The organism is Streptomyces sp. ITFR-6, assembly GCF_031844725.1.
Taxonomy (GTDB): domain Bacteria; phylum Actinomycetota; class Actinomycetes; order Streptomycetales; family Streptomycetaceae; genus Streptomyces.
In genome coordinates, this window is the sequence record NZ_CP134612.1 from 3,608,535 (window position 1) to 3,622,109 (window position 13,575).

Sequence of the window (13,575 nt, forward strand, 5' to 3'; positions counted from 1 at the left end):
CCCGGCGGCGAAGCGCGCGCTGATCCACCGGGAACCACGGGACACAGCCCTCAGTCGCCCCCACCCCCGCCACCGTCGCCGCCCCCGCCGTCACCGGAGTCCCCGCCGTCCGCGCCCCAGCCGTCGCCGCCACCGGGCTCGTTGTCGTCACCGCCGTTGCCGAGGTTGCTGAACCAGGGGCGGTCCCATGCCCCGTCGGTGGCGATCGGCTCGCCCGCGCGCCCCGCCTGCCGCTCCGACCGGAACCGCGCGGTCCCGGTCGTGTCGCCTATCCCGAAGGCGGCGGCGAAGAGATGCGCCATGACCGCGTCGGGCGGGTCCGCGCTCTCGTGGCGCACCGGGGACAGCGGCCGCAGGACCGTGTCCGGCGTGCGGGCGGGCCTGCGTTCTCCCTGCGCAGCACCCAGTGCACCCCGGCGAGCCGCACCTCGACCACGCTCTTGGACTTGCGCAGCTTCTTCCTGAGTACGAGCTCCGCCTCCGCGTCGCCGACCGTCAGGCGCAGGCCCTTGGACGGATCGGGGCCCTCGCCCTGGAAGCCGCGGGGCGCGCGGACGCGTACGGCGGGGGCGTGCGGCCCCCACACGTCGCCGCGCACCAGCCGGCGGTCCACGGCGACGGCGACCGGCCCGGCGGGCCCCTCCGCGAACCTCCGCGCGATCCACAGCGGTACGCCCTCGGCCCCGGCCCGCGCCGCCAGCGCGGCCACCTGCTCGGGCCCGCCGCACAGCCGCACCGCCAACTCGCCCAGCGCACGGGCGAACTCGGCGGCCCGCCGCGCCTTCACCGGTACCGCGGTGCCGGTGACGCGGGTCAACGGGACGACCCCAGGCCCCTCCGGAAGCCGGTCGAGCGCCCGCTCGGCCCCACCGCCGCCCAGCCAGCACCCACGCCCGTACGCCTCCGCCATGGCACCGAGGTTCAGCTCACCCATCGGCGTGGTGCGGCCACCCCTGCGCAGCCCTTCCTCGGTCAACTCCACGGTCTGCGCCAGCGGATTCCAGGACCGCTCGCCATAGAGCACCTGGCTCACGACAACCCCCCATGTACGAAAGTGCATACGTGCCTCGGCCGCAGCCACCCTCACAGACCCACGACCGCACCCCGGCGCCGGGGCGAGTGCTGCTCACGGCCCCGGGCCCTCCGACCGGCCCACGCACCGCAAGCACTTGACCATCTCGCCGTCGAGCAGAACGACGAGACAGCCGCAGCCACCGACGCAGTATTCGACCTCACCCTCGGACGTGCGGTGACAGGACCTCAGCGTCCACCACCGCGTCTCCGCCGGAGTGGGCTCGTGACAGACGGGACAGCGGTCGCCCGACGGCGGGACCGTGGATGCGGAAGTCATGCCCCCAACATGACGTCACTCCCTAAACCACTTCAACCATTACACAGAACAGGCTCCCGTATCCCTGCAGCACCGAACCCACCCGGTGGTGTAATGACCCCATGCACTTCGACCATTACGGCGGCGAGGCCGCCCGGCTGGCCGCGGACCTGGTCAACCTGACCGCGCCACCGCGCCCCGAGCACCTGGAACCACTCCTCGCCGCACACGGCGTGGTGCACCGCACGCTCACCGCCGCACAGGCCGAGACGATCTGGACATGGTCCCGGTGCCTGGCCGCGTGCTTCGGGCGGCAGGACCTCGAAGAGCGGTGCCAGACGGTCAACACCCTCCTCGCCGACGCCTCCAGCAGCCCCCGCATCTCCCTGCACGACGGCCACCCCCACCTGCACTACAGCGCCACCGGCGCCGACCCGGCCACCCACATCCGGGCCATCACCGCAGCGGGCCTCGCCTACGTCGTATGCTCCGCCGACGCCGACCGCCTGGGCCGCTGCGCCCGCCGCGACTGCGACCTGGCATTCGTCGACACCTCCCGCAACGGCCGCCGCACCTACTGCTCGGTGCGCTGCGCCAACAACGACGCGGTAGCCCGCCACCGCGAACGCCACCAGGCTGCCGCCCGGCCGTCAGCCGCACAGGAGACCCGGTCACCGTGACCATCCAGGAGGCCGACATCGACGTTCTGGGGCCCAGCGATCAACGGTGCCGACGCGAACACGAACGAGCCTGGGGGTTTGGCCGCAGGGCCCTCGCGAGAGGCCCGTCGTGTCAGGACGCCCTTCGCGTCGTCCAAATTAATCGGTGGCCGACGGCACCCCTTGACTCCGACGCCGGCGGAGATTTTCCGCCAAGAGTCCTACCTTCGGCCACCCAGGACGCACGGACTCGGCATCCAGGGTTCGGGTCATCATCAGGACGCAAATGCGGGATCTGTCGTGAAACTGCGTAGCCTGCTTGAACGAAAACCTCAATGGTCAAAGCCCCTCCGCAAGGCTCTGCCCACGGGATGTGGTCACGAATGAAGGCGGCGTCACATGCGCAAGGAACCGGCCGACAACGGCGGCGACGCCCCCCTGCCCTACCTGCCGCTCACGCCGGGCGCGCGAGGACCGCTGGATCCGCCGCTGCCGGGCACCGCTCCGCCGGGCCTCGGCGCCCCTCCGGTCATAGCGGAGGGTGTGCTCCTGAAGGCGGCTGGTGTGACCGACGAGGTCTTCGATGCCTTCCACGAACCCGCCAGGTCAGTAAACGAACCGGCCGGCAAAGCCACGCGCGAGCTGGCTGATTGGTACAGCAGCGCGGCGCTGAAGACGTCCCTGAAAAGCTGGGAACAGCAGGTCACAGCCACTTAGGGGTGGCTCGCGCCCATTGCGGAGAGTCTGCGCACCTCATCCCATGCGTATACGGGCACGAATCAGGAGATCGAGCATCAGTTCAACCAACTGCGAGGGCAGAACTGATGCCTTCCCTCTACCGTGAGCTGCTGGACACCGCTCTCTCCGTACTGGACGACCTCGCGGACAAATGGCGTGAGGCGCATACCAAGACAGAGAACCCACCGAAGCGAATGAACGACGAGGTACTCAAGCTCCTGCGTGACAAGGGGTATTGGGAGGGAGCGGCGGCTCCATTCGCCTGGACACTGATCGATGACATCGCGCGTCAGCTGACGGCGGCCACCAAGGTTGCCAAGGCCCTGTCCGATGTCCTCGACGACGCCGTCTCTGACGTCAGAGTCATTCGGCGTGATCTCAAGGATGCCGTGCAGCGGGCGCTGGACAAGGGGCTGGCCGTGGACAACTCGGGCACAGTGTCCGGGTACATCACCGCAGACCAAAATCTCGCCATGACACTGATGTCCGACGTGGGGATCGACTCCTGGTTCAACAGCAAGCCGCAGCACGACACGATCGGCTCCACAAACCGGATCAGCGCAGACGAGTACAACGCGTATCACCGCGTCCTGGACGGCAAGAACCCATATCCGGGACGGCAGGACGACAGCCCGTACAGCCTCGGCCTCGACTACGTGACCGGCATGGGACCTCGGCAGCGCGACTTCACCAACGGCGACAAGATGACCGATCTGCTCCAGTCCATGGAGAGCATGAAGGACATCCGACGACAGACAGTGGAGCAGTGGGAGGAGACGGGCAGCTTGACAGGGAGCGCGGCGTTCTCCATTTCCGAATCCGGCAAAGTCGGCGCAGCCAAGAAGCTCATCACCCAGGACCTGCCTGCCATCATCACCAACGACCCGGATCGCCTCGGTGAGGCCTTCATCGGCTCGTACAACGTCAAGTACGGGGTCCAGGGCACCGACCCGGACGGATCACTGGTGGTGCAGTACACCCTGGACAACACCACGAGTTCGGAGTCGGCACTCCACTACATCGGCTACTACGACTGGTTGAAATACGCCGAGGCCGCCGATGGTCCGGTGACGAGTGCCGTGCACCAGACGGCTTCCTGGACCGAGCGCATCCCGGGGCGGGGTCAGTGAGCTCCGCACGCACAGGCCGCCGAGTCATGTCGGCCGTCGTGCCCGTGACCGGCTCGCTGCTGACCGGATGTTCCGGCGTCAGCGACGCGGCCGGCTGCGGACCGGCGCCATCGGCGGAGGTCCGCCAGGCCGATCTGTACGGGAACTACTCCGGCCCCCACGGGGCACGCCTCGATCTCACCGCCGTCGGCGGGACGTCGGTCACGTTCTCCGTGAAGAGCTGGCCCAGGGAGGACGGCCCCGAGATCCTGGCGGACGATGCCCCCACGTTCGACGGCGGCGGGGTCTGGAAGCCGCTGAACCTGCCGGGAGAGGACGGCAAGGTCGGGCTCGCCTTCAACGGCCCCGACACAAGCGTCCGGGGCACGACCGTCACCGAACTCCTCGTAGGCAAGGACGACGGACACACCGTCCTCTTCGCCAGGCTCGGGGACCCGGACGTGTGCCGGACCTTCAGGCTGACCCCATAGGCAGGGGCGACCGAAAGGCTGCCTCCGCGTGTCTCCCAGGAAGTCCAGGAGCGCGGTGCGGAGGGCTACCGGCCGGGTCGTCGGGCCGGCCCGGGAGATATGCGCCATCGGGCCGCGCGAGCGGGCGTCGCACCGGAGCGGTACCTCTTCGTGGACGACCGACCGGAGAACGCCCAAGCCGTGCGAGCCACAAGGATGACCGAAGGTTCACTACCGCGAACCTTCGCATCTCCGACAGATGCCGAGCTTCCCGCTGCAGATCCAGACCGGTTTGGCATAAAAAACCCAGGTCAGCTCGGCGCCAACCTGGGAGTTGAGCCGCCTGTCGGATTCGAACCGACGACCTATTGATTACAAATCAATTGCTCTAGCCAACTGAGCTAAGGCGGCATCGCACGCGATGGAAGAAGCGCGCGCGCGAGCCCTCACTCTACACAGCGCCCCACCCGCCGATCCAGGAAGTTCCGCGCACCCCATAACTGTCCGAGCATCCGTGCGTTAAGAAGACTGGCGTGCTGATCCGGATATCGGACAGTAGGGGGAGGGCCATGACGGACAGGGCAGACCAGCCGATACAAGAGACGGGTGACGAGGCCAAGCGCATCAAGCGCGAGGCCCTGGGTATCGCTGACCGCAGGAAGCACCAGGGCCGGACGGCGACCGCTGTGAAGAGCCGAGCCAAGGAGACCGGCACGCAGCAACGCGTGTATCGGTACCGCTTCTACCCGCCCCCCTCGCAGGCCGATCAGCTGGAGAAGACCTTCGGGGCCTGCCGCTGGGTCTACAACGAGGGGCTGGCACTGCGGACGGGCGCCTGGGAACGGCATCGCGTTTCGGTGGGGTTCGCCGAGTCGTGTCGGGCGCTGACGGGGTGGCGGCAGGCGTCGGAGACGTCCTGGCTGCGTGAAGTGTCATCGACCGTGCTTCAGTAGTCGTTACGACACCTGGACGGAGCGTTCACCCGATTCTTCAAGCAGTTGGCCAAGCGTCCGCAGCGGAAGAGGAAGCACCGGTCACGAGATTCGGCGACTTACGTGCGGACCGGCTTCCGATGGGCCGAGGACCCGGAACACCCCGGCACGGGGCTGGTCACGCCGGCGAAGCAGACGGTGCCGTCGAACGTGCGATGGTCGCGGCCGTTGCCTGCCGGAGCGGCGCCGGTGAAGCTGTCGGTGACGCGGGACCGGGCAGGCAGGTATTTCCTCGCGGTGCTGGTGGAGGAGCAGATCGAGCCCCTGCCTGTCGTATTCGAACCGGGCGGGCGCGCACCTGAGGCCGCGGGGATCGACCTGGGGCTGGCTGCGCCGGTGACGCTGGACGACGGTGGATCATCCGCGGCTGCTGAAGAAGTACGAAAGGGAGCTGGCGCGGCTGCAGCGAGGGCTTCACCGCAAGACGAAGGGGTCGAAGAACCGAGGGAAGGCCCGGGAGCGTATCGCCCGGCTGTACGCCCTGATCGGCGATACACGCAGGGACATGCTGGAACAGCTGACCACCCGCCTCGTGCGCGAGAACCAAGTGCTCGTGGTGGAAGACCTGGCCATCATGAATCTGCTGCGTCCAGCCGTCGGAAACGGCCGTCGTCGGAAGGCCCGGCTGAGCCGGTCGATCATCGACGCCGCCTGGGGCGAGCTGCTCCGTCAGCTGCGCTACAAGTGCGCCTGGTACGGGCGGACGCTGGTGATCGTGGACCGGTTCTTCCCATCGACACGGCGGCGTTCCGGCTGCCAAGCCAAGGCGCCGTCGCTCGATGTGTCCGTACGGGAGTGGACGTGCGCGGAGTGCGATGCGGTGCACGACCGGGATGTGAACGCGGCGCGGAACCTCCGGGAGGAAGGCATGCGGCTGTACTGGCTGGTGGCCTCCGCGCTCCCGCCGGGACGGATCCCGCCTCCAGTGATCAAGGCATCAGGGTCGGCAGACGTGCTGCCGGCCGCGTGAGACAGCTGAAGGACCGCGGTACGGACCGACGGGCCGTCGGTCGTCAAGCCTGTGGAGCCCAAGTAAGACCGGCCAGGGGTGCCCTTCAGGGGTGCGCCGGTACGGCGGGGGTGCCGAAGCAGGAAGTGCTGCTGGTGGCACGCGGTCAAAAGTGCGGGGCTCTGGCCGGGAGACATTCGTGGCCCAAGAACTACTGACAGATTCGAAAAGGCCAGGTAGCGTCGCTGAAGGTTCACTCAAGTGGACCAGACCACTCCCTTACGACGGATCGTCCGGCACGTTCCTGCCGGTGGAGGAGAAGATTCAGCATGGCCAGTGTCACGTTCGACAAGGCGTCCCGCGTATACCCCGGCTCCACGAAGCCCGCGGTTGACCAGCTTGAGATCGACATCGAGGACGGCGAGTTCCTCGTCCTCGTCGGTCCCTCGGGTTGTGGCAAGTCGACCTCCCTGCGCATGCTCGCGGGTCTTGAGGACGTCAACGGCGGCGCCATCCGCATCGGTGACCGCGACGTCACGCACCTGCCGCCGAAGGACCGGGACATCGCCATGGTGTTCCAGAACTACGCGCTGTACCCGCACATGTCCGTCGCGGACAACATGGGCTTCGCGCTGAAGATCGCCGGTATCAACAAGACCGAGATCCGGGCGAAGGTCGAAGAGGCCGCCAAGATGCTGGACCTCACCGACTACCTCGACCGGAAGCCGAAGGCGCTCTCCGGTGGTCAGCGTCAGCGTGTCGCGATGGGCCGTGCCATCGTCCGTGAGCCGCAGGTCTTCCTCATGGACGAGCCGCTGTCGAACCTCGACGCCAAGCTCCGTGTCTCCACCCGTACGCAGATCGCCTCGCTCCAGCGCCGCCTGGGCATCACGACCGTGTACGTCACCCACGACCAGGTCGAGGCCCTCACCATGGGTGACCGCGTCGCGGTCCTCAAGGACGGTCTGCTCCAGCAGGTCGACTCGCCGCGCAACATGTACGACAAGCCGGCGAACCTCTTCGTGGCCGGCTTCATCGGCTCCCCCGCGATGAACCTGGTCGAGGTCCCGATCACCGACGGTGGCGTGAAGTTCGGCAACAGCGTCGTCCCGGTCTCCCGCGAGGCGCTCGCCGCCGCCGCCGACCGCGGTGACACCACCGTCACGGTCGGCATCCGCCCCGAGCACTTCGACATCGTCGAGCACGGCGGCGCCGCCGCGAAGTCCCTCACCAAGGACTCCGCCGACGCCCCGGCCGGACTGGCCGTCTCGGTCAACGTCGTCGAGGAGCTCGGCGCCGACGGCTTCGTCTACGGTGCCGCCGAGGTCGGTGGCGAGCACAAGGACCTGGTCGTCCGTGTCGGCGGCCGCGCCGTCCCGGAGAAGGGCACCAAGCTGCACGTCGTGCCGCGCCCGGACGAGCTGCACGTCTTCGCGACCTCGACCGGTGAGCGCCTCACCGACTGATCTCGCACCGCACTCCGTACGACGTCGGCCCCGCACGGACTCCGTGCGGGGCCGACGCGCGTTTCGGGGGTTTGGGCCGGACAGCTCAAATTCCCCGGCACAACGGTCATTTCACTCCGGTTCGTCAACACGGGATTCGAAAAGCACTCTCGAACCATCCCTCGCGAGAGTGACGTAATGTCGCCAATTCATCACTGCCCGCTACGCTCACTGCGTGACCCACACCGCGCGCCGCATCGGCCGAACCCTCGCTCTCGTACTGCCTGTCGTCATGGTCCTGTCCGGGACCCTCGCGGTCACCGCCGTGCCGTGGGCATCTCACAACTCCGACTCCCAGATGCTCACCGCCTCGGCGCAGACCGTCTCCAAGCGCGCCAAGCCGCGCAGCACCCAGGACATCCTGCGCGACAAGCTCCTGCTGGAACTCCAGGAGAAGGACCCCGCCGTCGCGCTGACGGATCTCCAGCGCGCCGTCGAGGGGCGCCCCTCGCTCGCGAAGCACTGCATGTCGATCGCGAAGGCGCTGGGCAGGGCAGCGGTCGAGCAGTACGGCCCGACGCGGGCGCACCGCTTCTCGCGTCCCGTCTGCGACACGTCCTTCGCCTCGGGTGTCGCGCAGTTCAGCTGACCGGTCCTGTGCGGGCACGGCATATCGTGCCTGGCATGCATACGTTTCCGACGCAGGCCGTGATCCTGGCGGGTGGCCAGGGGTCACGGCTGCGCCCGTACACCGATGACCGCCCCAAGCCGATGGTCGAGATCCCTGGTACCGGGACTCCGATCATCGGCCATCAGCTTTCCTGGCTGGCCGCAGAGGGCGTGACCGATGCCGTGGTGTCCTGCGGGCACCTGGCCGAGGTGTTGCAGGAGTGGCTGGACGCGGCGGTGCTGCCGTTGCGCGTCACGACGGTCGTGGAGCGCGAACCGCTGGGGCGTGGCGGCGGGCTGAAGTACGCGGCGGCCCGGCTGCCCGATCCTGAGCAGCCCTGGTACGCGACCAACGGCGACATCTGGACGCGCTTCTCGTTGCGCGAGATGGCCGCGTTCCACGCGGAGCGCGATGCGACCGCGACGCTGGCGCTGGCCCGCCCCCGGATTCCGTGGGGTGCGGTGGAGACGGACGCGTTCGGGCACATCACCGACTTCATCGAGTCGCCGCCCTCGCCGTATCTGATCAACGCGGGTGTGTACGTGTTCTCCCCCGCGTTCACGGCGATGCTGCCGGACCGTGGTGACCATGAGCGCACGACGTTTCCCCGGCTCGCCCGGGAGCGCCGGCTGGCCGGCTATCCGCTGCCGCACGGGGCGTACTGGCGGGCCATCGACACCGCCAAGGACCTCACGGAGGCGGCCAAGGAGCTGGACGGGCAGTCGTAGCGCTTCTCGACCGGGACGGACGTACGTAACAGAGACAGGGGCGGGCACCGGAATCGATCCGGTGCCCGCCCCTCTCTGTTCCGCTCAGCCGAGGAGTCCGCCGAGGGGGTTCTTGCCTCCTTCGCCTCCGCCGGACGAGGCGTCCGGGGCGCTGTCCGTGCCGGGGGCCTGGTCCGGGCCGCCCGCGCTGGTGCCGCCGGCGCCGCCGCCGGTCGGGCCTGCGGAGCTGGGGCCGGCGCTGGTGCTCGGGGGCTGCTGGGGGGTGGTCTGCTGCGGGGGCTGCTGGCCGGTGCCCTGGGTCTGGCTGGGCCGGCCCGTGCCCGCCGTTGCCTGGCCCGACTCGCGGACCGTGCCCGTGGCGGGCGCGGAGGTCTTCGCGGACGGGGTCCTGGGGGCGGTGCTCCGGGTCGGGGCGGGCTCGCGGCCGGCCGGGGTGTGCGAGGCCTTGGCGCCGCTGCGGGACTCCTCGGGGAGCGGGGAGCCGGGGAGCTGGTTGGTCGGGACCCCGTTGGGCCCGGGAACGGTGACGACCCCGGTCGAGCGGACCGCCCCGCCGAGGACGGAGCCGATGAGCAGGGTGAGGCCGACGACCACCGTGGCGACGGCCGCGCCTCGGCGCAGTACGCGGCGGCGGAGGTCCCAGATCTCGGAGCGGGGGCCGAGCCTGCGCCAGGCCTCCCCGGCCAGGCGTCCGTCGACGGAGTAGACGGGGGCGCCCGCGATGATCAGCGGGCTCCAGGCGGCGAGGTAGATGATGTCCGGCGCGTCGTAGACCGGGACGGTCCGCCAGCTGACGGTGACCAGGAGGGCCGCGGAGAGCAGGGCGCCGACCGAGGCGGCGACGCGCTGCCAGAGGCCGAGGACGGTGAGGACTCCGACGACGACCTGGAGGAAGGCGATGCTGAGTCCGGCGCCTACGGGGTGGGAGAGCGCGAATTCGCGCAGCGGCTCCGCGAGGGCCCAGGGGTGCAGCGAGGTCAGCCACTTGACCATGGAGCCGCGGTCGCCGCCGTCGAAGTAGACGGGGTCGCAGAGTTTGCCCATGCCGGCGTAGATCGAGATGAAGCCGAGGAAGACCCGCATGGGCAGCAGGACGACGCCGAGGTTCATCCGGCGGCCGGGGTAGTACGCGTGCCGGACGGAGTCGCCGCTCCGCTCGCGGTCCCGGTCGTCGGTGAGATCGTCGAGATCGTCGAGGGCTTCGCCGTCCCGGCCCCGGCGGGGCCCGTCCGGGCCGTACACGTCGGTCCGGTAGTCGTCCGTCAGGTAGTCGTCCGCGGCGTACGGCCCCGGGCCGGTCCCGACCGGGTCGAACGCGCCGACGGCCTTCCGCATCGGCGGCAGCAACGGGCCGCCGCTCCGGGGGCCGCCGATCAGCGGGGTGGGCTGGGTCTCTTCGAGGCGCGGGATGACCTGGGTACCGGCTGGTTCGTACGAGGCGTACGGCTCGTAGGGGTCGTCCGCGGTGTCGGGGCGGCCCGTGCCCCCCGGCCGGCCCGCGGTGGAGTTCCGTACGGCCTGGAGCAGTCCGGTGGCGCCGGGGTCGCCCGGGGCGGACCTGCCGCTCCACACGACGGGGGCGCGTCGGCCGCGCCCCGCTCCGGAGCCGCTCATGGCGGGGATCCTGGGCGCGGCGGCGGGGGTCACACCGCGCAGCCGTGCGCGCTGGCCGGGTGCGAGCTGTACCCGGAAGCTGGCGTGGTTGACGATGACCTGCGCTGGGTCGCAGTCCACCTTGGTCATGCTCAGGGCGGGTTGCTCGTCGAACCGAGGCGTTCTGGTGTCCACACTCATCTAACCGAGTGATGTGTGTTTAGGACACTGCCTTGACGGCGTCGAAGTGTCCGAGGCCCGTCAACCGGTGGTGGCGGGGCACAGCGGGGCGTACGCGCGCTCCGGTGCGCCCCCGCGCACGGCCGCGCGAAGACGGCGGACGGCGGGGGCGTCCCCCGTCGGCCGCCGCCCGTGCGAGTGGTACCGGCCCGGCGCGGATCAGGCGCGGCGGCGCGCGACCTCGTACATCACGATGCCGGCCGCGACGCCGGCGTTCAGGGACTCGGCGCCGCCGGGCATCGAGATGCGGACCCGGTAGTCGCAGGTTTCGCCGACGAGCCGGCCGAGGCCCTTGCCCTCGCTGCCGATGACGACGACCACGGGGCCGCCGAGCGCCTCCAGGTCCTCGACGGTGTGCTCGCCGTCGGCGGCCAGGCCGACGATCGCGATGCCTTCCTTCTTGTACGCCTCCAGCGCCCGGGTCAGGTTGGTGACGCGGGAGACCGGGGTGCGGGCGGCGGTGCCGGCGGAGGACTTCCAGGCTCCGGCGGTCATTCCGGCGGCGCGGCGCTCGGGCACGACCACGCCGTGGCCGCCGAACGCGGAGACGGAGCGGACGATCGCGCCGAGGTTGCGCGGGTCGGTGACGCCGTCGAGGGCGACGATCAGCGGGTCCTCGCCGTTGTCGTACGCGGCGGCGGTGAGGTCCTGCGGATCCGCGTACTCGTACGGCGGGACCTGGAGGACGAGGCCCTGGTGGTTCAGGCCGTTCGTCATCCGGTCGAGCTCGGGACGCGGGGCCTCCATCAGGTTGATGTTGCCGCGCTCGCCGGCGAGCTGGAGGGCCTCGCGGACCCGCTCGTCGTTGTCGATGTACTGCTGGACGTACAGGGTGGTGGCGGGGACGCCGTCGCGCAGCGCCTCGAAGACCGGGTTGCGGCCGACGACCATCTCGGAGGTGCCCTTGACGCCGCCGCGCCGGGGAGCCGGGCGGCGGTTGGCGGCCTGCTTGGCCTTGGCCGTCGCCATGCGGTTCTTCTTGTGCTTCTTACGGTCCTCGGCGGGCGGCGTCGGGCCCCTGCCTTCGAGGCCACGGCGACGCTGTCCACCGCTGCCGACCTGCATGCCCTTCTTGTTGGACGTGCGGCGGTTCCTGCGCTGGCTGTTCCCGGCCATGACCTACCTGTTTCGTTGCTTCAGACGTGCGTACGTATAAGTGAGAGTGTGCCGCCCGGCGGGCCGGGCGGCACTCGGGAGGACTACTGGCGCGGGCCGAGTGTCCACCGTGGTCCGGCCGGGCTGTCCTCGATGACGAGCCCGGACTGGTTGAGCTGGTCGCGGATGGCGTCGGCCGACGTCCAGTCCTTGCGCTCGCGCGCCGACTGACGCTGGTCGAGGACGAGACGTACGAGGGTGTCGACGACGCCGTGCAGATCGTCGCCCCGGTCGCTCTCGGAGGCCCAGTGGTCGTCGAGCGGGTCGAGACCGAGTACCCCGAGCATCGCACGGACCTCCGCGAGACGGGAGACGGCTGCCTCCTTGTCATCGGCGGCGAGCGCGCTGTTGCCCTGGCGGACCGTGGTGTGGACGATCGCGAGGGCCTGCGGGACGCCCAGGTCGTCGTCCATCGCCTCCGCGAAGGCGGGCGGCACCTCGGCGGCGGGCTCGACGGTCTCGCCGGCCTTCTCCGTGACGCGCTGGACGAAGCCCTCGATGCGGGCGAACGCGGACTCGGCCTCGCGCAGGGCGTCCTCGCTGTACTCGATCATCGACCGGTAGTGCGGGGTACCGAGGTAGTAGCGCAGCACGATGGGGCGCCACGTCTTGACCATCTCGCTGACGAGTACGGAGTTGCCGAGCGACTTCGACATCTTCTCGCCGGACATGGTGACCCAGCCGTTGTGCACCCAGTACTTCGCGAACGCGTCGCCGAACCCCTTGGCCTGGGCGATCTCGTTCTCGTGGTGCGGGAAGATCAGGTCGATGCCGCCGCCGTGGATGTCGAAGGCGGTGCCGAGGTACTTGTGCGCCATCGCGGAGCACTCCAGGTGCCAGCCGGGACGGCCGCGGCCCCACGGGGTCTCCCAGCTGGGCTCGCCGGGCTTGGACGCCTTCCACATGGCGAAGTCGCGCTGGTCGCGCTTGCCGGTCTCGCCCTCGCCCGAGGGCTGGCGCAGATCGTCCAGGTCCTGGTTGGAGAGTGACAGGTAGCCGGGGAACGAGCGCACGTCGAAGTAGACGTTGCCGTCGGCCGCGTAGGCGTGACCGCGCTCGATGAGGCCGCGCATCATCTCGATCATCTCGGGGATGTGGCCGGTGGCGCGCGGCTCGTAGGTGGGCGGCAGGCAGCCGAGCGCGTCGTAACCGGCGTTGAACGCGCGCTCGTTCTCGTAACCGATGGCCCACCACGGGCGGCCCTGCTCGGCCGACTTCGTGATGATCTTGTCGTCGATGTCGGTGACGTTCCGGACGAACGTCACGTCGTAGCCGCGGTGCTCGAACCAGCGGCGCATGATGTCGAAGTTCAGCCCGGACCTGATGTGCCCGATGTGCGGGGCGGCCTGGACAGTGGCGCCACAGAGGTAGATCGAGACACAGCCCGCTGTGAGCGGGACGAAGTCACGGATCTGCCGGGCGCTGGTGTCATACAGGCGAATAGTCACGCCTCAAGGGTAGTCGGCGCGCACCAGTGCCCCGCGACCTCTCGGAGGA

Annotated in this window: 14 protein-coding genes and 1 tRNA gene; 9 read left to right on the top strand and 6 right to left on the bottom strand. The window is 69.7% G+C overall.

From position 1 onward, the window contains the following. Positions 1 to 50: 50 nt before the first annotated feature. A complete protein-coding gene (locus RLT59_RS16390) occupies positions 51 to 302 on the bottom strand; it encodes a hypothetical protein (RefSeq protein WP_311304081.1) in 252 nt (83 codons plus the stop codon). After that, positions 269 to 1,033: a hypothetical protein gene (locus RLT59_RS16395; RefSeq protein WP_311304082.1), complete on the bottom strand. Its 765-nt coding sequence runs from the start codon at positions 1,031 to 1,033 to the stop codon at positions 269 to 271. The genes RLT59_RS16390 and RLT59_RS16395 overlap by 34 nt, the downstream gene beginning before the upstream one ends. 419 nt (positions 1,034 to 1,452) lie before the next feature. Here RLT59_RS16395 and RLT59_RS16400 point away from each other — a divergent pair, with 419 nt between their 5' ends. The 4 genes from RLT59_RS16400 (at position 1,453) to RLT59_RS16415 (ending at position 4,327) form a co-directional block, all read left to right on the top strand. Further along, a complete protein-coding gene (locus RLT59_RS16400; RefSeq protein WP_311304083.1) occupies positions 1,453 to 2,010 on the top strand; it encodes a CGNR zinc finger domain-containing protein in 558 nt (185 codons plus the stop codon). A gap of 378 nt (positions 2,011 to 2,388) precedes the next feature. Then, positions 2,389 to 2,706 (top strand): hypothetical protein, encoded by a 318-nt coding sequence (locus RLT59_RS16405; protein WP_311304084.1) that lies wholly within the window; start codon positions 2,389 to 2,391, stop codon positions 2,704 to 2,706. 107 nt (positions 2,707 to 2,813) lie between these two features. After that, positions 2,814 to 3,857 (top strand): hypothetical protein, encoded by a 1,044-nt coding sequence (locus RLT59_RS16410; RefSeq protein ID WP_311304085.1) that lies wholly within the window; start codon positions 2,814 to 2,816, stop codon positions 3,855 to 3,857. Positions 3,858 to 3,883: 26 nt separating this feature from the next. Next, positions 3,884 to 4,327, top strand: coding sequence for a hypothetical protein (locus tag RLT59_RS16415; RefSeq protein WP_311304086.1), 444 nt, complete (start codon positions 3,884 to 3,886; stop codon positions 4,325 to 4,327). A gap of 316 nt (positions 4,328 to 4,643) precedes the next feature. Here the strand turns inward: RLT59_RS16415 and RLT59_RS16420 are convergent. Then, positions 4,644 to 4,717, bottom strand: a tRNA-Thr gene (locus tag RLT59_RS16420). A gap of 158 nt (positions 4,718 to 4,875) precedes the next feature. On the opposite strand from RLT59_RS16420, the gene RLT59_RS39365 reads away from it, so the two are divergent. The 5 genes from RLT59_RS39365 to RLT59_RS16440 all read left to right on the top strand — a co-directional run bounded on the left by RLT59_RS39365 (position 4,876) and on the right by RLT59_RS16440 (position 9,090). Next, on the top strand, positions 4,876 to 5,259 hold the full coding sequence (locus RLT59_RS39365) for a helix-turn-helix domain-containing protein (RefSeq protein ID WP_399125540.1): 384 nt from the start codon (positions 4,876 to 4,878) through the stop codon (positions 5,257 to 5,259). 391 nt (positions 5,260 to 5,650) lie between these two features. Beyond that, positions 5,651 to 6,268 (top strand): RNA-guided endonuclease TnpB family protein, encoded by a 618-nt coding sequence (locus RLT59_RS39370; RefSeq protein WP_399125542.1) that lies wholly within the window; start codon positions 5,651 to 5,653, stop codon positions 6,266 to 6,268. Positions 6,269 to 6,576: 308 nt separating this feature from the next. Then, a complete protein-coding gene (locus tag RLT59_RS16430; protein WP_311304087.1) occupies positions 6,577 to 7,713 on the top strand; it encodes an ABC transporter ATP-binding protein in 1,137 nt (378 codons plus the stop codon). A 214-nt stretch (positions 7,714 to 7,927) separates the two neighbouring features. Then, positions 7,928 to 8,341, top strand: a complete 414-nt coding sequence (locus RLT59_RS16435; protein ID WP_311304088.1) for a hypothetical protein — start codon at positions 7,928 to 7,930, stop codon at positions 8,339 to 8,341. A 35-nt stretch (positions 8,342 to 8,376) separates the two neighbouring features. Beyond that, a complete protein-coding gene (locus tag RLT59_RS16440; protein ID WP_311304089.1) occupies positions 8,377 to 9,090 on the top strand; it encodes a nucleotidyltransferase family protein in 714 nt (237 codons plus the stop codon). An 84-nt stretch (positions 9,091 to 9,174) separates the two neighbouring features. On the opposite strand, the gene RLT59_RS16445 is transcribed toward RLT59_RS16440, so the two are convergent. From RLT59_RS16445 to cysS, 3 genes are all read right to left on the bottom strand, one after another. Continuing rightward, a complete protein-coding gene (locus RLT59_RS16445; RefSeq protein ID WP_311304090.1) occupies positions 9,175 to 10,884 on the bottom strand; it encodes a DoxX family membrane protein in 1,710 nt (569 codons plus the stop codon). 198 nt (positions 10,885 to 11,082) lie between these two features. Beyond that, the gene (gene rlmB, locus RLT59_RS16450; protein WP_311304091.1) at positions 11,083 to 12,039 is read right to left on the bottom strand and encodes a 23S rRNA (guanosine(2251)-2'-O)-methyltransferase RlmB; all 957 of its coding nucleotides are present in this window, start codon (positions 12,037 to 12,039) and stop codon (positions 11,083 to 11,085) included. A gap of 83 nt (positions 12,040 to 12,122) precedes the next feature. Further along, positions 12,123 to 13,526, bottom strand: a complete 1,404-nt coding sequence (cysS, locus tag RLT59_RS16455) for a cysteine--tRNA ligase (RefSeq protein WP_311304092.1) — start codon at positions 13,524 to 13,526, stop codon at positions 12,123 to 12,125. Positions 13,527 to 13,575 lie beyond the last annotated feature (49 nt).